Here is a 23,614-nt window from a genome sequence, read left to right on the forward strand (position 1 = left end):
GATGTGTGATTTTTTTTATGCGTAAATTAAAGACTTACAGATATATGATTGTCTTTTTTATTCCATGTATATTGGAATTTGTTGGATTGTTGCAAAATTTTCAGGATATGTTCTAACCCGGAGTCTACATAGAATTTTGCTGTAATATAATATTGGCTAATCGTTGCATCTTTTATTGTTATTTCAACATTATAGTAATTTTCTAACTTTTTGAATATAGTTTCATATGATTCATTATTGAATGCCAGTATTCCATCAGTCCATTTAAATTGATCTTTATCCTGTGTTTGATGTTTAGCCAAATATCCGTTACTTAACACAGCCTCTTCATTGGGATTCAGTTGTAGGAGTTTATGTTCTTCTTTATCATTAATTTGTACGGATCCTTCAATAAGTGCAACTTCAAAGTTTCCCTCTTTTTGATAAGCATTTACGTTAAAAGTAGTTCCCAATACTTGTATATCGTATGTATTAGTCTCTACGATAAAGGGCCTGCTTTTGTCGTGAGCGACTTCAAAATAAGCTTCTCCATCAAGAAATACTCTCCTTTCCTTGCGAGTCCAGTCATTGTCAAATCGTAAGGTTGAGTTTGCATTTAGACATACTTTGGTTCCATCAGAGAGCGTTAAATCAAGACGTTGTTGTGCCGGAACTTGTATGCATTCTGCAAGAGGCATATGTTGTGATATCTGATATTGCAAAGTTTTCCATGCCAACATCCATCCTCCTGATAGGAGTATTAATACAGAGGCTGCAATTGTAGCAATTTTTTTCCATTGGAAGTGATAGAGTTTTTGAGAACTCTTTTCAGGCATTTCCAAATCCTGAAAAATAGAGTCCCACTCTAAAGATGCATTTAATATATGCTGCATTTCCAAAAGACGTTTTTCATTTTCTTTACTTGCATTAATCCATTGCATCACCATTTGAGTTTCTTTCATATTGGAAGTTCCTTGGATGAATCGGATCAATATTTCTTCTTTCATGTTATATTGTGTTTTTAGCTTTACATAAAGAATATTCCTTTTAGAGTAGTTTACCCTAAAAGGAATATGTCTTTTTTGCTAAATATTATTTAAAGGGTGGAAGGTATAGCATATCGTCTGGGATTAATTTGTCATCCGATCTACTAACCATTCTGACCTTCAGAGATTCTCCCATATAGTTTTCAAAATATAATAGTTTGAGTTCGTGAAAACCGGCTTCAAGTCCAACTTTTCCTCCAACGCATTTTAGGTTATGCGACCCATCATTGTCAACCACTTCTTTGCCGTCAATGAATAATCTGGACCCGTCATCGGAATATACGTAAAAATAGTAAACCCCTTTTTCTGGAATTTTGAGATATGTATGAAAATCATAACCAAAATGGTCTTTTGCAGGAGCTTCAGATATTGTAAGATTAGGTAATATTCCTTCTTTAATCTTTGTACCGGTATACATATCTGACGTTTTTTTAAATTTTCCTTCATAGTAGGCATATGCAACTCCATGCTGTGTAGGCTTTACCTTTTGTGCAGGAAGAAATTCTCCTGCTTCATCAATAGATGTGATACCGGAAGGGTAATAATAGGTAAACTCCTTACCTTTAGGGGTCGTAATCCAGGTATCAAACCGGCGTGTGTTTTCATAAAGTTTTATGACTCGTCCTCCCCGAATAAAACGTCCGTAAGCGTCTTTTCCTGTTACACGACCATATCCAAGTACTATGCCTTTTTCCTGTCCTAAGAAATCATTGTCATGGTCATGGCCGACGAAGACACCCATGACATCTTGACATTCAATGAAAGAAGCGAACATGCCGCTATTTATATCCGATGAGCAGACATCACCTTCTTCACATTTTCCCCAAGTAGATTCTTTTCCTACTAAATTCCGGAATTCAGGTAAGGCTATATGGAAAAAAGCCAGTGCAGGTACCGCTTTTCCACCGTTTTCCTCTGTAAAAGTTTTGCTTTGAGAGCGATACCACTCTATTTGACTGAAATGAATCCAATCATAGTGTCCTAGTTCATCTGCTTCAGGATAATCGTTTGAGTCAATACAATATAAGACTGATGCAATTTTTTCTTTAGCTTGTGAGCCATAAATAGGAATTGTATGATTTCCTAATCCCTTGATGTTGTTGGGGCCTTGCGATCCGACAAAATAAGGCGACTGGACAAGTAATCCATAAATGTCTTTTTTACTCAGGTATTCAGCATCATGATTGCCCATTGTTACTGTAAAAGGCATCTGAAGTTCTTCAAAAATCTGAATGATAGATTTCCAGCCTTCAATGGCGGGATCAGCCGTTACAATATCTCCAGTCAGTACGGCCAGTTCTGGTTTTTCGATTTGTAATACGGTTTTAAGTGTTTGTTCACTTTCTTTACATCCTGGTGATTTGGGGTCCCAATGGATATCCGTGAATTGTATTACTTTAAAGGAACCATTTTTAAAATAAAATTGATGTTGTGCAGTTATAGCTACAGTTTGTAGCAGGAAAACTACTATAAGTAATAGGTTTCTTTTCATGTTCTTTTAAAAGTGTTTATTTGTTTAATAAATTTCTATTTCGTCTAATGCTAATTCGCTGGGAGTACCTTCTTTATAATACCCTTTTGGGCAGTTCCCTCCCCCTAAAATCATGAGACGTAAAAATTTAGCTGTTGTCTCTTTGAAATTGAGGGATACCGGAAAGCGTGTTGCTTCTGTTCGAGTGAAATCATAGGTTGGCTGACTTTGAGCCACGGTATAATAGGTAAGTCCATCTTGGGATACACACACTTGCACTTGACGTGCTGGCCATATTTTATTCCAGGGTCGCCATAAAGATGCTAATTTTACTTGTCTGATAGTATCTTTTGGGTGTAGTGTTATATCTATTTGTAGAGTGTCTTCGTGAAAACAGATCCACTGCCTCATGTCCTTTGTGTATCCTCTCAAGCCATCTGTAAGTCCATATCCATTATGAATGTGTCCCCATCCGGCTTTCGGCGTACAAGTATAGTCACATCCCGTAGCTTTATTTACGGTGAAACGTTTGTGGGTAATGTTTCCCATTCGTTTATTGTTTAAATAGACGGCTGCGAAAATTTCTGTTTCTTTGTTTAAAAGTAATGGAGATGTATATGTCTGAAACTGACTTTCTGTAGAATCATTGATTGCATACCGTATTTCTCCACCAGGACATAATGTCTTTAATGTGATTTCTTGACTTGATTTTGCTTTATTCCATATGCCATGGAAGGAAACTTCATAAAAGTTGCGGCAGGCATTTATACCTTTATTATCAAGCCATGCAAAGTTCTTTTTGAGACGTATTAGAAAATCTCCGATATTCTTGTTTTTAGTTTCTGTCCACTGTACTTCTGCCATGGCCAGCAAACGTGGAAATGCCATATATTCCAGGTAATTTGAAGTTTGTACATATTCTCCCCACAGGTTGGCTTGAGTTCCTATGATATATTTTTGTTGCTCCTCATTTAATATATCGGGCAGGGGATTGTATGCATATACACTATCCAACGGGAGGAAACTTCCTATTGCAAGTGGAGCAAACTCCGGATCTTCTTGATAATGATCAATGTAACAATAGTCCCCTGGGGTCATTATAACATTATGTTTCATTTGAGCAGCAGTAATGCCTCCTTTTTCTCCACGCCACGACATGACAGTGGCATTAGGTGCCAGTCCTCCTTCCAGAATTTCATCCCATCCTATGATGTTTCTACCTTTACTGTTTACAAATTTTTCTATTCTATGAATAAACCAGCTTTGTAGTTCGTGTTCATCTTTTAGCCTTTCTTTCTTTATGAGTGCCTGACATTTGGAGCATGCTTTCCATGCTTTTTTAGGGCACTCATCTCCTCCTATGTGAATATATTGGGAAGGAAATAATTCCATAATTTCAGATAATATATCCTGGAGAAACTGAATAGTACCTTCATGAGGACAGTAAACTTCGTCGAAGATGTCCATGTAATCACGTACAACGTAATTTTTACCAAGGCCACATGAATATTGTGGGTATGCAGCTAATGCTGCAGACGAATGTCCCGGCATTTCTATTTCAGGAATGATAGTGATGAAGCGTTCCTGAGCATAGCGCACAATTTCTTTGATATCCTCTTGGGTGTAAAATCCTTTTTGGGGGATACTGTCAAAGCGGCGTGGAAAGTAATAGTCGGAATGTCCTACCATGGTTCTCGTTCGTGTAGAGCCTATATCCGTTAATTTGGGGTATTTTTTGATTTCAATACGCCAGCCTTGGTCATCGGTTAGATGCAAATGTAGGTGGTTCATTTTATATACGGACATTAAGTCGATGAATTTTAATACCGTTTCTTTTGACTGGAAGTTGCGTGCAACGTCTATCATAGCCCCTCGGTAAGGAAATCTTGGCACATCTTTTATTTGAAGACATGGAAGCAGTACATTCCCACTGTTTTTTGTTGGGAACATTTGTAGTAGAGATTGTATGCCATAAAAAAAACCTGCCCCTTCTTCATTGGCACTAAGGATTATCCCTTCAGTGCCAATTGTTAGTCCGTATGCTTCATCAGGAAAACTGGAATCGACGATAAACCGAAAATCTATTTTCCCTGAATTGCTCTGTGCAAGTTTAAAGTGATGTTCTTTTAGTCTATCTGAAAAGTATTGTAATATCTTTTTTGATGCAGGGAAGGGGGTGTCCATACTGATTGATACCTCATTCCCGAGGGTTAGGAATTGATTTGATTTTACCTCAATCTCATTAGGATATGGGATTATTGATAAGTCTCCTATATTATCAGTGGAAGGTGAACATCCCCAACAAAATAAGATGGTAAACAAAAGAACCAGTTTTTTCATAATTATTTGTTTAGTATTTTGGTATAAAAAGGTCCAACTATTTCATAATTGCCATTGCCATCAGTCCAGCGGCAAGTAGCAATAGCTATTGTGTCATTCTTAATTCTGACAACAGCAAACGAACCGTTTCCATCCTCATCAAGCCAGGCATTGTTCACTTGATAAATGGTATGTCCACGATACGTTTGAAGGCTGGCTTCATGAGTATGTCCTACTAAAAATGCTGCCAGATTGTATTGCTCCAGAATATCAAATAACTTTTTTCTGGCAGATTCTGGCCACCATTGTAAAGCCCAATTATCAAATCCATAATGTTGTATATATACCACTGGATTGCCTTTTGATGCATACTTTTTTAAATCTTCTTCTAACCATTCCCAGTTCGCTTCTCCATATTCATCATCTCCTGAATAGCGATGTGCTTGGATGAAATGCACGTCTTCTACGTTCCAGGAATAACTCCTGCTTTCTTTATGTAAGTTTAAAACTTCCCCTTGTTGAAATTTTTGTAGTAATATCGAGTCGAGCAAGTGCAGGTTGGATTCTCTTCCACGTAGATTCTCAATTGAGTCTTGAGATATTGGATTAATATCATGATTTCCGTATCCGGGAAATACTGGATAATGAATCTGTTTATCCCCTTTGCCGAGGGTATATCTTTGATGATATAAATCGTGTATTTCTGAAAAAGGCTTGTCAAACATGTCTCCTGCAATAATTACACCATGAAGGTGGTTGACAGTTCCTGTGACAATACCATTGATGGAATCTTGGGGAATGCAGAATTTTTCTTCCAGATTATTAAGTGCACGGACATGATAATATTGGTCGGTTTCGGGGGGCAAGTCAAAATGAAGATCACCTAACACTGCTACAGTAACATCTCTTTTATTGTTTGTTGAGTTGGTACAAGCTGATAATGTCAGCATTCCGAATAAGGATAACCAAAGTGCTTTCATAATAAATGTGTTGAGTCTTTAATAATTTATATTTTGGAGAGGTGTAACGTGGTTATGAGAATACTGTATATGATTTATGAACTCTCTCATATAAGGTTACATAATAAGAATTCCTTTATGAAGACTTTACCCTAGTATGAAGATGTCTTATTTTAGGTAATCGTGTAAATCTGCTCTTAATTGTTTTAAGGCTTTACTTATATGATATTCTACCCCTTTAATGGATAAATTCATCATTTCTGCAATTTCTTTATTACTTTTAGCCTGGAATCGACTGAGCATAAAAACTTTGTAAGTCTGCCCATTCAGACGTAAGAGAGAAGCTTTAATCAGTTTTTGGAGGTCTTTTGAATATAAATTATGTGGATCATAAGACTCCAAACTGTTTATCTGAAATTGTATTTCATTACTGCCTTCTGTTTCAAGGCTTTGATGTACTTCCTGCTTAATATATTCATGACGGAAGTAGTGAAGAATTTTATGGCGGATAGTAGAAAATAAGAAAGGAATAGGAGCCTCTATTTCTTTGTGTTCAGACAGATATTCCCATAATATAATCATGGATTCGGATGCAATATCGGCAGCCAAGTCTGAATCATGTAAAAAAGACTGGGCAAACAAAATCCCTCGCTTATAATATAAGGTGTAATTCTTATTGAACTCATCCAGATGCATGTCTTTATTTTCCTTATTTTTATTCGATTATGCACATGAAAAAATGGTCTTTCTTCATTTTATAGCTAGTTTAGATGGTTGTCACATTTCGTTGCTAATGAAGAAAATTAGAACTGATTACTTGTTGGATAATCTTCTCTCCGGATGGAGAGGCTGAGAAATCGATCATGATGATTCCCCGATTTTTCGGGCTTTTGGCTAGGAATTCATATATAGTTGGGTTGATTTTATCAGCAAAAGCTTTTGGACCATCTTTAGGCAGGGCTGTAGCACTGGCAAAACTGATGAACCATTTGTGAGAATCAACAGGTTCTTCTGATGACTTTTGAATATTCCGAATAGTGGTCATGCTCTTATAATTCGCTTCAGATATGGAGGCATATTGATATTCGTCTTCCACTGATGCCACGACTTCTTTCTGATTGCTGCCCCGCAATATTATGTCACAGGTAGTATTGTCTCCCCAGTTAAGACACATGACGCCGGGATAGTTTTCCATTATTCTGTCCCGATGCAAGAACAGAATTTTTCCTCTGCAGTCTTTTAGTGTCAGGCTAGGAGAAAATTCCCAAATAAATTTATCTTTTAATATTGGGTTTGTTAGACTTTCAGATAGAAGTGAACTGTATTCAGCTCTATTACCTCCTTCGCATTTTAATGAAACAATCAGCATTTCAGAAGGATGATTGTTTAGAAAAGATATGAACATAGGGAGTACATCTTTTTTCCAAGTGATGTGCTGGAACTGAGTGGCGTGATAAATTCCTAAATCTTCATTGATGGCTTGTAAGCGAATGTCAAATCCTCGTATACCTTTTTCTAATTGTTCTTTGATTGATGAATCTTGTGTTTGCAAGAATTCTCCTCCCAATACGGCCCCGCTATCATGAGTTGCAGGTATGGACAATTTATAAATAGGCATTGTATCTTTTATATGTTGCATCCAGCTTGTTGAATCCCACTTTTCGTAAGAGCTGCATCCGGACAACAATGAAAATATGAAAAGTGCCAAACAATGGACTAATTTCTTCATAAGTTTTATTGATGTTTTTTAAGGTTATATATATTATGTTCCTTAAATGAGTAAAACCCCTAGTTGAGAATAGAAAAAAAATAAAAAAAAGAATTAATTTTAAGTCAGAATATAGATTATCGGTATTTATTCATGTGTATTGAGCTGTTTATGGATTATTGGTAATGTGCGTCAGATTCTGCTGAGATAATAATATTTTAATTTGAAGTTTTGTCTTGTTTTATTTACTGTACTTATTACTGTGCCTGCTATTATGGTAAAATAATATATATTGATGATTCTTGTATTGTTGGTGTTATGATGCAGATGGGGTATTTTAAATAGAAAATCTGCACTTTGAGAGTTTGTAAAAAAAACAGACAAAGTGCAGTAGAATTTACTTTTGAGCAGTTTTAATATTTTATTTGCTTAAAGGTTTACGCTTGACTCTATTTTCAGACAATAGGCATTCAGATTATTGCTGACGGATTCTTGGGTCATTTCTCTCAGTACCCAGGATGTTGGTCCAAGAACAAATAAGGTGTATGCTGATTCCTGACCTTTCGTTGCTTCAACTAAAGAATACCCTTTTATCTGGTTAGTTACAGCTTGCAGTTCTGTAAATAAATCTGTTTTCACAGTGCCGATAATGAGAGCTTCATAGGAAATTCCTGTCAAAGTTTTCAAAGCACCAGCTGCAGCCGATGCTATTTGGGATTTTGACTCAAAACGAACGGTGCTGAAGGGTACCAATATATTTATGGGGGTGTCTGTCATTGACTTTGCCTGAATATTGATAAATTTAATAAAACAATCATCTGTTACTTTAAAACTCCGTTCTGAATTTAATTTGTGATTAAAGAGAATGGAACTTCCTTCCATCGAACTTCCATTAAATCTATTAAAAGCAAAACTAGAAAAACGCGTTGTTTCAAAGGCAACTTTGGTAGGTCCGAATTGTTCTGGGCTGCTGGAAGATGCAAGAGCGTAATTCCCGTCCAACCGGTCTACGACACCTAGCGAACATGCTTTATCCTTTTTTTGAAAGAAAGAAATGATTGCATCGTATTCAGAAACTGAGCTATTGCTCAGCTCCGTAATGAAAAATACTTCTATGGTCTTGTTCTTATTCCATTCACCTCTTCCGGCTCCTTCTGGACGAGTAATGTTTCCTACTCCCCATTCTTCCTGAATGCAAGAACCCAAGATAAATATCAAGCCTAGCCCTGTCAGCAATAATTTTATATATATTTTTTCCATACTTCTTTGTTTTATTTTAGTCTTATAATCGATTTAACTGGGTTATGATCGGAAAGATACATTCCCTTATAATAATTGCTCAAGACCTCACAGGAGATTCTTTCCCATTTTTCTTTTGTTCCCAAAATATAGTCCAGTTTAGAAACGCCATAGGTTCCGTTGTCATTGTCTAGACGTTCGTATCTGGTTGTCAGATTTTGGATTGCATCATCATATACATCCTGATTCATGTCTCCTGCTAACAGAACCGGCATAGATTCGTCTAGTACCTTATCTGAAATCAATACATCAGATTGAATTTTTTGTCCTGCAATATGATCCAGGTGAGTAACTGCAACCCTTATTACTGTTTGTGAGGGCAATAATATGTCTGCGGTCAATACTCCGCGCTGGTCTGCAGAACCGGATGGGCGAGGGAGCCGTATGACATTGGAAGAAAGAATCGGATACTTGCTTAATATTGCATTTCCGTATAGCTCATTTTCACAATATGTATAGTTTTCTTCAGGCTGTTTACCATCCTTGTTGCTTAAATTATAAGAATAGCCGAAAATGGCAAACATATTCAGTTGATTTGCCAATTCTTGAACCACATCTCTGTATTTGCCGTTTATCATCATGCGTGAACTGCGGTTTTCCACTTCGTTGAGCATGATGAAATCAGCATTATGAGGACGTAAATGCTCTGCATAAGGAGTTACATCAAATGTTCCTTGTTCGGTGTCTCCTTCAAATGATTTTATGTTGAAAGTTATTACGGTCAGTTCAGTCTGTGAAAAAACTTGTAGTTTAGGTATGAAACACAGGCTGCATAAAATCAAATAATTTATCCAGTTTTTTATTTTCATAAGATATCTTTATTAAATATTAATAACCTTTATTTTGTGTGAGATTCTTACTACGGCTGATTTCTGTAGAAGGGATGGGAAATACATGATGGACCTTTGGATTGAATGTACGGGATGCCCAAATTTCAATTTCATCAATATGGTCGATTCCTGTTCCATCAGTTCTTAATGTAACCTTTATCCCATGTAAAGGTTTTGAATATGCCTGCTGGGCATCTCCCCACCTTACCAGATCAATGTGACGGCTGGGCTGAAATTCAAATGCCAGTTCGCAACGTCGCTCATTTTTGAGCTGTGCTTTGGTTGCCTGACTGTTTTCCGGAAGTCCTGCACGCTTACGTATCCTGTTTAATAACGCTTTGGCTTCAGTGTTGCCTTCTCCCTGGCTCCAAATTAAAGCTTCTGCTTTCATTAGTAGTACATCGGCATAACGGATTAATACCATACCCAGTACGTTGCTGGAGTTGTTGCTGTTGGGGTTTACTGTATTTCCGATACTGTTTCTTGATTCCCAGGAGGATATGAATTTTCGGAATGTCATACCTGAAGTACTGGAGATTCCTGAGGGGTTTACGCCGAAATGGATGTCTTCTCCGACAAAAGTAATATGATTTCCTGGATATAAAATGGTAGCATCACGTCTTACGTCTCCTTTTTCATATGCCTTATACAGTTCTAGTGTCGGCTGGAAATACCCCCATGTATTATATAGTCCCCAACCACCGTTTTGGAACGACATCCCATGAAATTTGGGACCTTCAATAGCATTTCCCAGCAGAGAGAACACATATTCTTCACAGAAGTTGTTTTCTTGACGGAAGAGGCGTGAGAAGTCCGGATAAAGACCTCTTTTATCTTCTCCTGTCAGATTAATGATTCTGTCACAATAGTCTATGACTGTATTGTAATATTTAGCGTCATATTGTGCTGCATACAAGGCTGCTCTGGCGGCAAAAGCCCAGGCTGCAGCTTTGTGCGGACGTCCGTAATCTTCAGAAGGCAACTGAGAAAAATAGGGTAACAAATTACCTGCTTCTTCCATGTCTTGTATTATCATGTCATAGTTAGCCAAGACAGAAGAAGGGCGAGGCTGATCTAATTCGGCAGTCGGGGTATTTTCTGTGATAATGGGGATACCTCCATTAGGACCGTTGTCGCCATAAAATGGAGCTAACCACAAATAGGCAAATGCACGGTAGAAATGGGCCTGTCCTATTGCTTTGTTTTTCATTTCTTCCGAAATAGCCATTCCCGGGACGTTGCGTAAAACATCATTAGCTTTTGCATTCAATTGGAACATGGCAGGCCAGGTTTCCTTGGCATCTCGTCCGTTGCCTGCCGACATTTGAAAATTTTTAATTTGGTCGGCTTCTGCCTGAGGTCTTCCGGTTACAATATTATCACTGCAGTTTTCAAACCACATCAGTCCTCGTCCGGTAACTCCTTCCTTGTAAGTGAATTCATGAAAAGCATTCAATGCTTTCTGGACATCATTCTCTGTTTTCCAGAAGTTTACTGAACCTTCTAGACCATAAGGCTCAAATTCTAAAAAGTCCTGACAACTGCTTAAAGATACAGCAAGCAGAAAAAAGGAGCATATCCCTTTGTAAATATGTAATTTCATAATTTTTTATGTGTAAGGCAATTAATTAAAAATTGAAATTCACTCCTAAACTAAACGAGCGGGCTACAGGGTATACACCGCCGTCCAGACCATAGTTTCCGACTTCCGGATCAAAACCTGTATAGTCGGTCATCGTGCATAGATTTTCTCCACTAACATAAAAGCGTAATGTGCTTCGTGGCAACCCCAGTGTACGCATGATATTGGGAGGTAACGTATAACCTACTGTGATATTTTTCAGGCGTAGATAGCTTCCGTTTTCAAGATAGAAATCCGATACATTGGTAAAGTTTCCATTCGAATCGTCTGTAAGTGCCAAACGGGGAATCCCGGATGACTTATCGTAATCCCATGCGTGTAAGATTTCTGATAACATATTATGCTGCTGCATTCTTCCTGTCAGACCCATTTGTTTAAATCCATTGAATAATGTAACTTTACCTACTCCCTGGAACAGAAAGCTAAAGTCAAGACCGTTCCAGTTCAGGTTTCCTCCAAAACCAAAAGTGATTTTGGGCAGATAGCTTCCCATGTACTGCTTATCATCATCGTTAATCTGTCCGTCATTGTTAAAATCAACATATTTAAAGTCACCAGGCTTGGCGTTGGGTTGTACAAGTTTGGTTATTCCTGTCTTAGGGTCGGTCCATTTAAACTTTTTTATTTCTTCTTCATTTTGAAAAATACCTTCAGTTTTTAATACATGATAAGAATACCAGGGTTGTCCTACAGCAGAGCGTAATGGATACAGGCTATTGACATTTGTCGTATGCATCATGAACTCTCTGCTTCCCAAATCCAGCACCTCATTATGAACGGTTGAGATGTTACCGTGTATTCCGAATGTAACCTTTCCAATGCTCCGGGTATAATTAGCTCCCAATTCCCATCCTCTGTTTAATACTTTTCCGATGTTTCCATAAGGCTCTGAGTTTGTATCAATACCTGCGACTGATGGAATAGGGACACGTTCAATCAGATCTTTTGTCGTTTTATGAAAATAATCTACTGTAATATTGAGGGAGTTATCAAATAGTCCTAAGTCCAATCCTATTCCATATTGCTCAGTGGTCTCCCATCTTAAGTCTTTTGTGCCAATGGTTTTTGCGTATACACCATCTTGTACAATCTGAGACAACTCTTTGCCATAGATGACTGGATATTTCAACTCTCCCATGGGGACATTCCATGAATAGCGTGGTACCATTGCTACATTACCTACCTGTCCCCAACTGGCACGGAGCTTAAATAAATTGATATATGGATGAAGTTGTTCAAAGAAAGGTTCGGAAGATATTTTCCAGGAAGCAGATATTGCGGGAAAAATTCCTGAGTTATTATCTTTCCAGAGTTTGGAAGTTGCATCTCTTCGTATGCTTCCCGTAAAGAAATAGCGGTCGGCGAATGAATATCCGGCACGAGCAAACATGGAAATCATAGATTCTTCCCATATATCTTCTTCTGGTTTTGTATCACTCCAGTTTCCGGCTTGCCCAAAAATGTGTGAGTGCTCGTTTTCCAAGGCATATCCAGATGTAAAGACTTTGTCATACCGATATTTTTCATATTTCATCGTATATCCTCCCATCAGACTGAGATGGTGTTGCCCGAATAATTGTGCATAGGTTGCGGTGGTTTCCCATATCCAGTTTGTATCCCATATACGGGCTATATTTCTTTCATTTTTATCGGATGGACGTCCTACTTCTGGAACTTTGTGAATGAATTCTTCAAAGCGGTCTGCCAATAGTCCTGCTGTAAAGTCTGATCTGAGTGTCAGTTGGGTAATGGGATTGATTTCAACGGAAGTAGTTGAGTAAATTTTCGATGAAGGACGGTTTTGGTCCAATCGCATTAAAGTTGCTACAGGATTACGGACTTCTCCGTATCCGCTGATACCCTCTTCGGCAGCCCAGGTGGGAACTGTTCCGTGATATGCGGGAGTACCAAAACTGTCGTGAACTAGTTGTCCGTTTTTGTCATAATCATATACTGAGGCGGATCGAGGAAAGAACACTGCACAGCTCAGTACTCCTTGATGTCCTGATAACACATCACCTTGTCCATTGGTATATTGATAAGTTACATGTTCTCCAATTTTTAGCCATTGGGTAACTTGGAAATCAATACCTATTTTTGCGCCAAATTTGCGGCTATAAGTATTTCTCAGTATTCCATCATCTTTGTCATAAGAGAATGATGCAATACCTTTGATTGTTTCACTGCCTCCCGACAAGGAAAGTGCATAATGTTCCAGACTTCCTGTTCTGAAAATTTCATCCATCCAATTGGTGCGTGTGATATTTCCATAAGGAAACTTTTCAGGATTTGCAACAACAGGTAATTGTCCTCCATACAGTGAGGTTGCATCTTTCCATATTTGATTGTATTGTTCGGATGTAAGTGTTGAGGGGAGTTTCCATGCTTTTTTGTAACTCTTGGAGATATTAAAGTTTATCTTTATTTTTCCTGTCGCAGCTTGTTTGGTTGTAACCACGACTACACCTCCAGAACCCACACTTGCTCCATAAATTGCTGCAGAGGCAGCATCTTTCAATACTGTGATAGATTCTACGTCTTCCATATTGAAAGGAGCTCCCGGCACTCCGTCTACCACATATAATACAGCATCACCGCTAGACGGGTCACTGTCTGTGCCTCGGGATCCTCTTCCTCGGATAGACAGGGTAGTTTCCGACAATGGGTCTCCTCCGTTCGAGGTTACTGTTACTCCCGGCATTTGTCCCTGTAATAAAGATGCCATATTTGAAGGACGGCTTTTCAATGCCTGGTCAACTTTCACTGTGGCAACTGCTGTAGACAAGTCCTGTTTTCTAGTACTTCCATATCCTATTACTACAACTTCATCGATAGCTTCTGTATCTTCTTTCAGAGTAATATCCACAACCTTTTGAGTGGTGACTTTCACTTCTTGTGATCGATAGCCTATATAGGTAAATATAAGTATTGAATTTTTAGGTATTTGCAAGGAGTAATGGCCGTTTATATCCGTGATTGTACCTGTAGTTGTACCTTTGGCCATAATATTTACACCAGGTATACCTAGTCCGTTTTCATCTTTTACAATACCTGTAATGATATGTTCAGATTGTAAAAACTCACTGATGATTTCTGAAGGAACTTTGTCTTTTATGTTGAAGTTGTTTTCTGCTTTTACAGGTTCAAGACAAAGTAGGACCGATAAGAACATACTTCCTTTATAAAGCATGCTTACAGTACACATGTTTTTCTTCATATGAAATAAGTTTGCAAATTCATTGATATTAGATTACATAAGGTCTCATAACTTAAAACCAAATAAATAGGGTAGTTAAGTCATATCATTATTCACTTCTGTCTTATACAAAGTAAATAATAGATGACTTATTCAATTAGTTGAAATAAAGCTTGTCAGTTTTCTGATATTTTGCTCTTGCGCAAAATGAGTTGTAAAACTGATTGGTTAAGGCTAGTTTCAATTGTGGCAATTACACTTATCCTCTTTTGTAAGGATGTAAGTCCTGTGCTGATTGCTCCCTGTTTTTCAGGGAGGCACTGGTCGGATTGGGGATCATTCTAAATACTGGATGTTGGAGAGATTAAAAGTTTTTTAGTGAAACAATGGAATCGGCAATTGAATTGCCGGCTCAAAATACTTACTTAATACACCTTTAGGATAATGCCTATAACAAATTGTTGACATGAAGAATCGTGTACATAAAAAGTATGTATGATATTGAAATAAAGCAATATTCTGCTGAAAAATGACAGATTTGTAATCTGTATATATCTGATATTCGGTTGATAATTCCCAACAGGAATCTCGCTTTAAGGACAATAAATTGTAATTCGGCGATGTGTCGGTTACCAGCTTTCAGATCGTTAGATTTTGGAAATTGAGTTTAATGTATCATTTTTTATAACAGTCAATTCTGCTAATTCATCTGTAATAATGAAAATGCCATACTTGATACCTTTTGTGCGAGTAGATTATGCATGTAATTGCTGACAGGCTTTCCAAAGAACTAATGAACCTTAAAATTATTTTTCCTGATTGTTGTTATGAGGAAATTTGATGTTTCAAGGTTGTATATAATGTATATTCCCTAAAATCGGTACTACCCTAGTGTGAAAAATAATAAAAAGAATTTTAGATATATTTTTGCGGGTCAAAATTGTATTCAGACTATTTTCTACATTAGGATTTATTGCCTTTTATTTTTCTCTTTTCCTCAAAAAGACTTCAATATATTTGGTTTATAAAATAAACTTATTTATCTTTGTGGAAGAAAGCAGGAAGAAGCGCGCTTTCCTGCTTTTATTTATCTGTTTTTAGTTTATAAAATAAACCAATTTAAAGGATTAAATTATGAAAGAGACAAATTTTTCAGAAAAGGAAAGTCTGGAACTGATTGCCCAGATGATTCAGCAGACCAAGGACAACATGAAGGTGGGTAACGGGAATGTCTTGTTGTATTATGGCTATCCTGCCATACTGATTGCTCTGGTAGTCTATTTACTGGTTTTGAAAACGGGGAATTCATTATGGGCAACCGGCTGGTTCCTGATGTTTGTGCCCGGCATATTGCTTAAATTGAAAAACAGCCGGCACAAGCCCTCGGTAATCACTTACATGGATAAGGCTGTCGACAATACATGGACGGTGGTAGGTTCCTTGTTTGCACTTTCTGTAGTGGCTATTTTACTGACCGGAGTCTGGATCGGAGTAATCAATTTCGGTCTGATGCTTCCCCTGAGCTTGCTATATGCAGGGATTGGCATTTCTATTACGGGAGTAATCACAAAATCTCAATGGCTGATTTATTCTCCGATACCGGCTTTCGTGCTGGCGATTTACATGCTTGCCGCACTGGTGACTGAGGGCAAAATTGCCGTTACATGGCATTTATGGTTCGGATTCTCATTCCTGATTATGATGGTAATTCCGGGACATATACTTAATAATCAACACAAATCTGTACGATAATGCTTAAAGAACTTAATCCGATTATCCATTCACAGCTCAGACTGGCGATTATGACCATTCTTTTGTCGGTTGATGAGGTTGACTTCAATTATCTGAAGGAACAGACTCAGGCTACTTCGGGTAATATAAGTGTACAGTTGGAGAAATTGAGCAGTGCCGGATACATTCAGGTAAACAAGGAGTTTATAGGGAAGAAGACCCGTACCTCCTGCAGGATGACAGAAGAGGGGAAACAGGCTTTTGAGGAATATATCGAAACGTTGAAGACTTACCTGAAACTGTAACAAAAAGCCTGCATTTCGTGGCAAGCAGTCCATGAAATGCAGGCTTATATATTATTATGATTATAGGATTCCCAGGCTTATATATTGTTATATAATTCGCAGGTTTATATATCGTTATATGATTCAACCGACTTTCAATGTATTAACCGACTTTCAATGTATTATTCATATGATATTTAATACTTAAGGGCGTGCTTTCAGGGATGCCTTGCAAAGGCCGTTCAGTCCGCACGTCTCACACTTGGGGTTCCGGGCCGTACAGACATAGCGTCCGTGTAGGATGAGCCAGTGGTGCGCTTGCGGAACAATGGCTTCGGGAAGATACTTCATCAGATGCTTTTCCGTAGCCAGCGGGGTAGTACAGCTTTGGGGAACCAGTCCGATGCGGTGGCTCACACGGAACACATGCGTATCTACAGCCATAGTGGCCTTGTTGAAGACGACACTCTGAATCACATTGGCCGTTTTGCGTCCCACTCCCGGCAGTTTAACCAGTTCTTCCAGAGTTGACGGTACTTCACTGTGGAAATCACGGACCAGCATCTGTGCCATTCCCACCAGGTGTTTGGACTTGTTGTTCGGGTAACTTACACTCTTGATGTATTCGAAGATAATTTCCGGAGTACTGGCTGCCATGGCTTCCGGTGTCGGGAAGTCGCGGAACAGCGGAGGGGTAATCATGTTGACCCGTTTGTCCGTGCACTGGGCACTTAATATGACCGCTACCAGCAGTTCAAAAGGATTGCTGTAATACAGTTCGGTCTCAGCTACAGGCATGGCTTCCTTAAAGTAAGCGATGACCTGTTCGTATAGTTCTTTCTTTCTCATAATCTGTTGTGTTAAATCATGCAATCATTGGCTGTTCAACTTTGCTTTTCCAGCCTTTTATTCAGACCCGTCTGCTGGACTCCCATTGTCTCAGATTTCCGGGATCAATTCCATTTCTTGTATTTCAGATAAATAAATACCGATACGGCAGCGACAATCATCAGTCCCCAGGCAAAGAAATAACCGTATCTCCAGCTCAGTTCCGGCATCCACTGGAAGTTCATTCCCCAGATACCGGCCAGGAAGGTCAAGGGGATGAAGATGGTAGAAACAATGGTGAGTTGTTTCATGATGCCGTTCATCCGTTGGTCGTTGTTCGACAGGTAGAGGTCGACCAGGGCCGAAAGCATGTCCCGGCACCCCTCCAGTGTCTGCAACACAAACTGCAGGTGGTCGTTCACGTCGTTGAAGAAAGGACGGTTGGCCTTATGAAGCAGTTTGTTCTCGGCATGAAACAGCTTGTTGATCTGCTCTTTCAGCGGAAAAATACTCTTCTTGATCAGCCGGTAATTCCGGCGGAAGAGCTGGATGTCCTCAATGCCGGGCTGCTTGTCCGGGTTGGGTGACAAAAAATGCTCTTCCAGGTCCTCCAGTTCATCCTCCATCTGCGAGATGATGGACATGAAACTGGCCATGGCACTGTTCAGAATCACACTGAGCAGATAGTCGGACTGCCTGTTACGGATTTTGAGAATGTTTTTCTGCAGTGCGGCATGGATATCATCGAAAAAATCAGTCTCCTTCTCTACGAAAGTCAGCACAAAATTCTCTCCCTGGATGACACACAGCTGCTGAGGCACATATTCTCCCTCTTTTTTCGGAAGAAGCCGCTTCAGAATCACTACGTTATACGCTTCATGCTCCTCAATCTTGGTCAGGTGATTGGAGTTCAGGATGTCCTGTGTCGTCAGAAAGTCAATCTGAAAATATTCACAGACTTTCTGGATCACCTCTGCATTCTGCAGTCCGTGTATCTGAATCCAGTTGATGGCATCCTGCCTCAATGACGGAATCAGACTCTCCATGTCTTCACCGTGAGCCGTAACCACCCCCGTACTTTCGTAACTGTACAGATGCAGGTGGGTAGGGGTGGAATTATGTCCCGTATAAGTGAGCTTCTCACTCAGCAGATTGTTCTTTGTCATAGCGGTCGTTGTATCTTCCTGTTTCTACAAAATTATAAAAATCTTGCAGATTCCGCAAATCCTTCTTACCTTTGCAGCCGATTAACAAAAAAGAGAACGTTCACATGCGATGCCGTGAATAACGGCCGTGTATTCTAGAACACCACGTAAAAAACAGGAGCGATGAAAAAAGAAAATCTCGTATCAGTACCCTTTATGGTTTTGGGTATTGTGTTTTGTGTCTGCCTGGTTGCAGCCAATCTTTTAGAAACCAAAGTTGTCCAGATGGGTCTGATTACCGTAACTGCCGGACTTATTGTTTTTCCGATTTCTTACATTATCAATGACTGTATTGCCGAAGTCTGGGGCTTCCGTAAGGCACGTCTGATTATCTGGATGGGATTCCTCATGAATTTCATGGTGGTAGCCCTGGGACAGATTGCCGTAGCCTTGCCGGCTGCTTCGTTCTGGGAGGGAGAAGAAGGATTTAATTTCGTCTTCGGTATGGCTCCCCGTATTGCAGTGGCCAGTCTGACCGCCTTCCTGGTGGGCTCTTTCATCAACGCCTATGTCATGAGCCGTATGAAAGTGGCTTCTCAGGGGCGTAACTTCTCGGCGCGTGCCATTCTTTCTACTGTGGCAGGCGAGAGCGCCGATTCACTGATTTTCTTCCCGCTGGCTTTCGGGGGACTGATGCCGCTGACGGAACTGGCCAAGCTGATGCTGGTACAGGTGGTATTGAAAACCGCCTATGAAGTGATTATCCTGCCGGTAACCATCCGGGTGGTGAACTACATCAAGAAAGTGGACGACAGCGACGTCTACGACGAGCACATCTCTTACAATGTATTGAAAATTAAAGATATCTGATCATGGATAACGGAAAAGTACTGGTTGTCTTCAGTGGTGGTCAGGATTCTACCACCTGCCTTTATTGGGCAAAGAAGCATTTCAAGGAAGTATATGCATTGAGTTTTATTTACGGACAGAAGCACGTGAAGGAAGTGGAACTGGCCCGTGAACTGGCCCGCAAGGCCGGAGTGTCGTTCGACGTAATGGATGTATCCTTTATCGGTCATCTGGGAAAGAACTCCCTGACGGATACCTCTATCCGGATGGACGAAGAGAAGCCCGAAGGAAGTTTCCCTAACACCTTTGTGCCCGGACGCAATCTGTTCTTTTTGAGCATTGCTGCCGTGTATGCCCGTGAAAGAGGCATCAGCCACATGGTGACGGGAGTCTCGCAGACCGACTTCAGCGGATATCCCGACTGCCGTGACGCCTTCATCAAGTCGCTGAACGTGACACTGAACCTGGCCATGGACGAGCAGTTTGTGATCCATACTCCGCTGATGTGGATTGACAAGGCACAGACCTGGGCCCTGGCCGATGAACTGGGTGTGCTCGATATCGTCCGTTACGAGACCCTTACCTGCTACAACGGAATTGTAGGAGACGGCTGCGGACACTGTCCGGCCTGTAAGTTGCGCCGTGAGGGACTGGAGAAGTATTTGAACGAAAAATCACAGTCCGAACGCCGCTAACCGTGCCGGACTGACTTTTGATTAATGTGAAGTGTAGGAAGTATGAAAAGAGAAGATGAATTGACGGTGCTGGGTAAGACCACCGCCTACAAGCAGGATTATGCACCCGAGGTGCTCGAGGCTTTTGTCAACAAGCATCCGGAGAATGATTATTGGGTACGTTTCAACTGCCCGGAGTTTACCAGTCTGTGTCCGATTACCGGACAGCCGGATTTTGCGGAAATCCGTATCAGCTATTTGCCGGATGTGAAGATGGTGGAAAGCAAGAGTCTGAAACTGTATCTGTTCAGTTTCCGCAACCACGGTGACTTTCACGAGGACTGTGTGAACATCATCATGAAGGACCTGATCCGGTTGATGGATCCGAAATACATCGAAGTGACGGGAATCTTTACTCCGCGTGGAGGAATATCCATTTATCCGTACTGCAACTACGGTCGTCCCGGTACGAAATACGAGGAACTGGCCGAGTACCGGATGCGGAATCATGACCTCTAACGGATGTGTATCGCCTGTCCATGTGGCAGAAGCGTAGGGGCAGCCGTCACACACGAGATGTGTAAGCACGATAAGTTATAAGAGAGAATAAAGACAGACTTAAAAAATGTATCCGCTTGCTTTTCCCGTAGGGAATCGCAGGCGGATATTTTATTAAAGTGTGATGAATGTATATGGGCAAAAGTAGCCCGAAGGGGAATCAGGACAACTCCAGGTCGAACTCCTCCTTCAGTTTTTTCAGGTACGGATTCTTCTGGCTCATCATCTGGAAGCGCTCCAGGTGACTGTAGGCCCTGACGTTCTCGTTCTGTTCGCTTACCCGTACCGTCATCTCAATCTTCCGGTTGTGGAGCTGCTTGCGCAGGTGTGCCGTAATCTGTGGAGCAAGCTGCTGCATGTAGCGCTGCACCATTTCATTGTCTACCGCTACCTCAAAGGTAGTCTGGTTGTTCAGCAGATGCGGATGCAGGTTCATCATGCGGGCCGCATTGGCAGCCTCTTCCTTCGGCAACTGAGCCGCAAATTCCCTCCAGTAGTAGTCCAGGTCTTTCTCGTTGAAGATATAGTCTTCGTAGTCGGCCTGACTGGCAGCCGGATTCGGAGTGACGGCAGCGGCAGCCTTTACCTGCTTTTCAGGAGTATGCGGCTTGTGGATGGAGAATCCCATGCTGCCGGCTTTCATGACCGGAATCTTCTTGTCGCCTGCCGGAGCAGCCTGCGGGGCTGTACGTGCCGTAGCTGTCGCAGTGGTGCTGCCTGCCGTGGCCGTAGCTGTTGGAGCCGTCTGTGCCGGCCGTTGGGTGACAGGAGCCTGTGCTCCTGCCGGAGCGGCTTGTGGGGCCGGATTTCCGGCCGGTACGGCAGTGGCCGTAGCCGTAGCCTGCGGGGAAGTACCTCCCGTTTGTCCCGTAGGCACTATTACGTATTGGGTTCCGCCGGCAGTGGCTGCCTGCTGGTTGAAGACGGGTTTAATCTGCTGCTTAGGGCCACGCCCCTCACTGTGGCCGTCCTCCTCCAGTGTCAGTTGGGAAACCTGTATCAGTGTCAGTTCAATCAATAATCGCTTGTTCTTGCTCAGCCGGTAGTTCAGGTCGCAGTCGTTGCAGAGTTTCATGGCCTTGAACAGGAACTGCGGACTGCATTTCTGTGCCTGCTGCTGGTAGCGCTCGCGGATGGAGGCTCCCACTTCCAGCAACTGCAGGGTCTCCGGGTCACGGCTGACCAGCAGGTCACGGAAGTGAGAGGTCAGTCCGGTGATGAAATGGCTGCCGTCGAATCCCTTCTTCAGCACGTCATTGAACACCAGCAGACAGTCGGTCACCCGGTTTTCCAGCAGGTAGTCGGTGAGCTTGAAATAATATTCGTAATCCAGCACGTTCAGGTTTTCGATGACGCTCTGGTAGGTAATGTGTCCGTTGGTGAAGCTTACTACCTGGTCGAAGATGGACAGTGCATCTCGCATACCTCCGTCGGCCTTCTGTGCGATGACGTTCAGTGCCTCCGGTTCGGCTTCGATGCCTTCCTTCCGGGCAACATTGGCCAGGTGTTCCACCATATCGGCAATGTTGATACGGCTGAAGTCATAAATCTGGCAGCGGCTCAGGATGGTAGGCAGAATCTTGTGCTTCTCGGTAGTGGCCAGGATGAAGATGGCATGATGAGGCGGCTCCTCCAGTGTTTTCAGGAAGGCATTGAAGGCAGCCTGCGACAGCATGTGCACCTCGTCGATGATGTACACCTTGTACTTTCCGATCTGGGGAGGGATGCGCACCTGCTCGATGAGGGAACGGATATCCTCCACCGAGTTGTTGGAAGCCGCATCGAGCTCATGAATATTGTACGACCGCTGCTCGTTGAACGCCTGACAGGACTCACACGCATTGCATGCCTCACCTTCTGCCGTGGGATTCAGACAGTTGATGGTCTTGGCGAAGATACGGGCACAGGTGGTTTTACCTACTCCGCGCGGACCGCAAAACAGGTAAGCGTGTGCCAGTTTCTGGCTGGCAATGGCATTTTTAAGGGTAGTAGTCAGTGCGCGTTGTCCGACCACCGTATCGAAAGTGGCGGGACGGTATTTGCGTGCCGATACAATATAGTTCTCCATATGGTTGTATTTATGATAATTTTAATGTTCGTACCTACAAAAGTACATAAAATATCGGTTTCAACACCTGCCTCCCGTTCAAAATTTATATCTTTGTCGCGTGAACTGTTATACCTTGTTTTATGAGCAGATTGAAGTATATATGGAATTATGTGTGCCGCCACAAATACATGATCACCATCCTGGTGTTCGTGCTGATCATTGGTGTGCTCGACGATAACAGCCTGATCCGGCGGGTTTCCCACTGGCGTGAGATACGGGAACTGAATACGGAAATTGAGCGTTACCGCAGTCAGTATGAAGAGGACAGCCGGGCGCTGAAGGAACTGACATCGAATCCCGAGGCACTGGAAAAGATTGCCCGCGAGAAGTACAAGATGAAAAAGGCGGATGAGGATATTTTTATTTTTGAAGAAGATTTGGAACACTAAGGATTTTATATGAAGAAACTCGATTCTTATGTATATATGGCAGGAGGTGTCCTGCTGTTGCTGGGGGCTGTGCTCCAGATTACCCGTCTGGTATGGGCGCCCTATGTCTATTTGATTGGAGCGGTACTGTTTGCCTATGTGCAGGTGAAGTCCCGTTACGAAGGCCGTAACATCGTCATCCGCCGCCTGCGCCGGCAGCAGCTGATCGGGGCGGCTTTGCTCATCGTGGCCGGTGTCATGATGCTGCTTTGGCACCGCAACGAATGGATTGCCTGCCTGAGTGTGGCAGCTGTCCTGCAGTTGTACACGGCCTTCCGCATCCCGCAGGAAGAGGAACGCGAAAAGAACCGGAAATAACGGGCCGTTGCCGCAGTGCGAGGAAAGGTTTTCCTTTCTCCCGTTGCAGGTAATCTGTTGCCTGTCGATTAATAATCAAACCCTCGTATGCAGGTCGTGCAACCTGCATACGAGGGTTTTTCGACTTCCGTCCGAGGGTTCTACAACCTCCGCACGGAGGTCGGAGTCTTTTCTTTAAAAAAAATGAAAACCGACAAAGGAGAATGAAAAAATCCTCCCTTGTCGGTTCTTTTATTTCAA

The 23,614-nt window shown here is 41.5% G+C and carries 20 protein-coding genes; 7 read left to right on the forward strand and 13 right to left on the reverse strand.

From position 1 onward, the window contains the following. Positions 1 to 26: 26 nt before the first annotated feature. The 10 genes from H3001_RS05975 to H3001_RS06020 all read right to left on the reverse strand — a co-directional run bounded on the left by H3001_RS05975 (position 27) and on the right by H3001_RS06020 (position 14,470). On the reverse strand, positions 27 to 986 hold the full coding sequence (locus tag H3001_RS05975; protein ID WP_181214384.1) for a FecR family protein: 960 nt from the start codon (positions 984 to 986) through the stop codon (positions 27 to 29). 85 nt (positions 987 to 1,071) lie between these two features. Then, the gene (locus tag H3001_RS05980) at positions 1,072 to 2,517 is read right to left on the reverse strand and encodes a PA14 domain-containing protein (protein WP_181214385.1); all 1,446 of its coding nucleotides are present in this window, start codon (positions 2,515 to 2,517) and stop codon (positions 1,072 to 1,074) included. A gap of 24 nt (positions 2,518 to 2,541) precedes the next feature. Beyond that, a complete protein-coding gene (locus H3001_RS05985; protein WP_181214386.1) occupies positions 2,542 to 4,836 on the reverse strand; it encodes a beta-N-acetylhexosaminidase in 2,295 nt (764 codons plus the stop codon). Positions 4,837 to 4,838: 2 nt separating this feature from the next. Continuing rightward, positions 4,839 to 5,795 (reverse strand): metallophosphoesterase, encoded by a 957-nt coding sequence (locus tag H3001_RS05990; protein WP_181214387.1) that lies wholly within the window; start codon positions 5,793 to 5,795, stop codon positions 4,839 to 4,841. A 147-nt stretch (positions 5,796 to 5,942) separates the two neighbouring features. Further along, positions 5,943 to 6,470 (reverse strand): RNA polymerase sigma-70 factor, encoded by a 528-nt coding sequence (locus H3001_RS05995; protein WP_181214388.1) that lies wholly within the window; start codon positions 6,468 to 6,470, stop codon positions 5,943 to 5,945. A 94-nt stretch (positions 6,471 to 6,564) separates the two neighbouring features. Then, positions 6,565 to 7,503 carry a phosphatidylinositol-specific phospholipase C domain-containing protein gene (locus H3001_RS06000; protein WP_181214389.1) on the reverse strand — a complete coding sequence of 313 codons (939 nt, stop codon included), beginning with the start codon at positions 7,501 to 7,503 and terminating at the stop codon, positions 6,565 to 6,567. A gap of 408 nt (positions 7,504 to 7,911) precedes the next feature. Beyond that, entirely contained in the window at positions 7,912 to 8,742 is an 831-nt protein-coding gene (locus H3001_RS06005) for a hypothetical protein (protein ID WP_181214390.1), read from the reverse strand. Positions 8,743 to 8,753: 11 nt separating this feature from the next. Beyond that, entirely contained in the window at positions 8,754 to 9,590 is an 837-nt protein-coding gene (locus H3001_RS06010) for an endonuclease/exonuclease/phosphatase family protein (protein WP_181214391.1), read from the reverse strand. Between the two features lie 19 nt (positions 9,591 to 9,609). Further along, on the reverse strand, positions 9,610 to 11,214 hold the full coding sequence (locus H3001_RS06015) for a RagB/SusD family nutrient uptake outer membrane protein (protein ID WP_181214392.1): 1,605 nt from the start codon (positions 11,212 to 11,214) through the stop codon (positions 9,610 to 9,612). Between the two features lie 25 nt (positions 11,215 to 11,239). After that, a complete protein-coding gene (locus H3001_RS06020; RefSeq protein WP_181214393.1) occupies positions 11,240 to 14,470 on the reverse strand; it encodes a SusC/RagA family TonB-linked outer membrane protein in 3,231 nt (1,076 codons plus the stop codon). Positions 14,471 to 15,583: 1,113 nt separating this feature from the next. Here H3001_RS06020 and H3001_RS06025 point away from each other — a divergent pair. Beyond that, entirely contained in the window at positions 15,584 to 16,201 is a 618-nt protein-coding gene (locus tag H3001_RS06025) for a hypothetical protein (RefSeq protein WP_178244684.1), read from the forward strand. Beyond that, on the forward strand, positions 16,201 to 16,485 hold the full coding sequence (locus H3001_RS06030; protein ID WP_178244683.1) for a winged helix-turn-helix domain-containing protein: 285 nt from the start codon (positions 16,201 to 16,203) through the stop codon (positions 16,483 to 16,485). Before H3001_RS06025 ends, H3001_RS06030 begins: the two co-directional genes overlap by 1 nt. 183 nt (positions 16,486 to 16,668) lie before the next feature. On the opposite strand, the gene nth is transcribed toward H3001_RS06030, so the two are convergent. Both nth and corA read right to left on the reverse strand, forming a co-directional pair. Continuing rightward, the gene (gene nth / locus H3001_RS06035) at positions 16,669 to 17,313 is read right to left on the reverse strand and encodes an endonuclease III (RefSeq protein WP_178244682.1); all 645 of its coding nucleotides are present in this window, start codon (positions 17,311 to 17,313) and stop codon (positions 16,669 to 16,671) included. A gap of 104 nt (positions 17,314 to 17,417) precedes the next feature. Continuing rightward, the gene (corA, locus tag H3001_RS06040; protein WP_178244681.1) at positions 17,418 to 18,458 is read right to left on the reverse strand and encodes a magnesium/cobalt transporter CorA; all 1,041 of its coding nucleotides are present in this window, start codon (positions 18,456 to 18,458) and stop codon (positions 17,418 to 17,420) included. Positions 18,459 to 18,620: 162 nt separating this feature from the next. On the opposite strand from corA, the gene H3001_RS06045 reads away from it, so the two are divergent. From H3001_RS06045 to queF, 3 genes are read left to right on the forward strand one after another with little or no spacing between them, the layout of a single operon-like run. Further along, positions 18,621 to 19,307: a queuosine precursor transporter gene (locus H3001_RS06045; protein ID WP_178244680.1), complete on the forward strand. Its 687-nt coding sequence runs from the start codon at positions 18,621 to 18,623 to the stop codon at positions 19,305 to 19,307. A 2-nt stretch (positions 19,308 to 19,309) separates the two neighbouring features. Further along, positions 19,310 to 19,981 (forward strand): 7-cyano-7-deazaguanine synthase QueC, encoded by a 672-nt coding sequence (gene queC, locus H3001_RS06050; protein WP_178244679.1) that lies wholly within the window; start codon positions 19,310 to 19,312, stop codon positions 19,979 to 19,981. Positions 19,982 to 20,023: 42 nt separating this feature from the next. After that, the gene (gene queF, locus H3001_RS06055) at positions 20,024 to 20,479 is read left to right on the forward strand and encodes a preQ(1) synthase (RefSeq protein WP_178244678.1); all 456 of its coding nucleotides are present in this window, start codon (positions 20,024 to 20,026) and stop codon (positions 20,477 to 20,479) included. 199 nt (positions 20,480 to 20,678) lie between these two features. Here the strand turns inward: queF and H3001_RS06060 are convergent, their stop codons facing one another. Then, entirely contained in the window at positions 20,679 to 22,586 is a 1,908-nt protein-coding gene (locus tag H3001_RS06060; RefSeq protein WP_181214394.1) for a DNA polymerase III subunit gamma/tau, read from the reverse strand. A gap of 122 nt (positions 22,587 to 22,708) precedes the next feature. Here H3001_RS06060 and H3001_RS06065 point away from each other — a divergent pair, with 122 nt between their 5' ends. Together H3001_RS06065 and H3001_RS06070 are read left to right on the forward strand one after the other, a co-directional pair. Beyond that, the gene (locus H3001_RS06065; RefSeq protein ID WP_178244569.1) at positions 22,709 to 23,017 is read left to right on the forward strand and encodes an FtsB family cell division protein; all 309 of its coding nucleotides are present in this window, start codon (positions 22,709 to 22,711) and stop codon (positions 23,015 to 23,017) included. A gap of 9 nt (positions 23,018 to 23,026) precedes the next feature. Continuing rightward, the gene (locus H3001_RS06070; protein WP_246368512.1) at positions 23,027 to 23,374 is read left to right on the forward strand and encodes a hypothetical protein; all 348 of its coding nucleotides are present in this window, start codon (positions 23,027 to 23,029) and stop codon (positions 23,372 to 23,374) included. Positions 23,375 to 23,614 lie beyond the last annotated feature (240 nt).

This window comes from Phocaeicola faecicola, assembly GCF_013618865.1.
Taxonomy (GTDB): domain Bacteria; phylum Bacteroidota; class Bacteroidia; order Bacteroidales; family Bacteroidaceae; genus Phocaeicola; species Phocaeicola faecicola.

Bases quoted from the DNA above. Each gene is read 5' to 3' on its own strand.
- H3001_RS05975 (WP_181214384.1), bottom strand. From the start codon at position 986: ATGAAAGAAGAAATATTGATCCGATTCATCCAAGGAACTTCCAATATG.
- H3001_RS05980 (WP_181214385.1), bottom strand. From the start codon at position 2,517: ATGAAAAGAAACCTATTACTTATAGTAGTTTTCCTGCTACAAACTGTA.
- H3001_RS05985 (WP_181214386.1), bottom strand. From the start codon at position 4,836: ATGAAAAAACTGGTTCTTTTGTTTACCATCTTATTTTGTTGGGGATGT.
- H3001_RS05990 (WP_181214387.1), bottom strand. From the start codon at position 5,795: ATGAAAGCACTTTGGTTATCCTTATTCGGAATGCTGACATTATCAGCT.
- H3001_RS05995 (WP_181214388.1), bottom strand. From the start codon at position 6,470: ATGCATCTGGATGAGTTCAATAAGAATTACACCTTATATTATAAGCGA.
- H3001_RS06000 (WP_181214389.1), bottom strand. From the start codon at position 7,503: ATGAAGAAATTAGTCCATTGTTTGGCACTTTTCATATTTTCATTGTTG.
- H3001_RS06005 (WP_181214390.1), bottom strand. From the start codon at position 8,742: ATGGAAAAAATATATATAAAATTATTGCTGACAGGGCTAGGCTTGATA.
- H3001_RS06010 (WP_181214391.1), bottom strand. From the start codon at position 9,590: ATGAAAATAAAAAACTGGATAAATTATTTGATTTTATGCAGCCTGTGT.
- H3001_RS06015 (WP_181214392.1), bottom strand. From the start codon at position 11,214: ATGAAATTACATATTTACAAAGGGATATGCTCCTTTTTTCTGCTTGCT.
- H3001_RS06020 (WP_181214393.1), bottom strand. From the start codon at position 14,470: ATGAAGAAAAACATGTGTACTGTAAGCATGCTTTATAAAGGAAGTATG.
- H3001_RS06025 (WP_178244684.1), top strand. From the start codon at position 15,584: ATGAAAGAGACAAATTTTTCAGAAAAGGAAAGTCTGGAACTGATTGCC.
- H3001_RS06030 (WP_178244683.1), top strand. From the start codon at position 16,201: ATGCTTAAAGAACTTAATCCGATTATCCATTCACAGCTCAGACTGGCG.
- nth (WP_178244682.1), bottom strand. From the start codon at position 17,313: ATGAGAAAGAAAGAACTATACGAACAGGTCATCGCTTACTTTAAGGAA.
- corA (WP_178244681.1), bottom strand. From the start codon at position 18,458: ATGACAAAGAACAATCTGCTGAGTGAGAAGCTCACTTATACGGGACAT.
- H3001_RS06045 (WP_178244680.1), top strand. From the start codon at position 18,621: ATGAAAAAAGAAAATCTCGTATCAGTACCCTTTATGGTTTTGGGTATT.
- queC (WP_178244679.1), top strand. From the start codon at position 19,310: ATGGATAACGGAAAAGTACTGGTTGTCTTCAGTGGTGGTCAGGATTCT.
- queF (WP_178244678.1), top strand. From the start codon at position 20,024: ATGAAAAGAGAAGATGAATTGACGGTGCTGGGTAAGACCACCGCCTAC.
- H3001_RS06060 (WP_181214394.1), bottom strand. From the start codon at position 22,586: ATGGAGAACTATATTGTATCGGCACGCAAATACCGTCCCGCCACTTTC.
- H3001_RS06065 (WP_178244569.1), top strand. From the start codon at position 22,709: ATGAGCAGATTGAAGTATATATGGAATTATGTGTGCCGCCACAAATAC.
- H3001_RS06070 (WP_246368512.1), top strand. From the start codon at position 23,027: ATGAAGAAACTCGATTCTTATGTATATATGGCAGGAGGTGTCCTGCTG.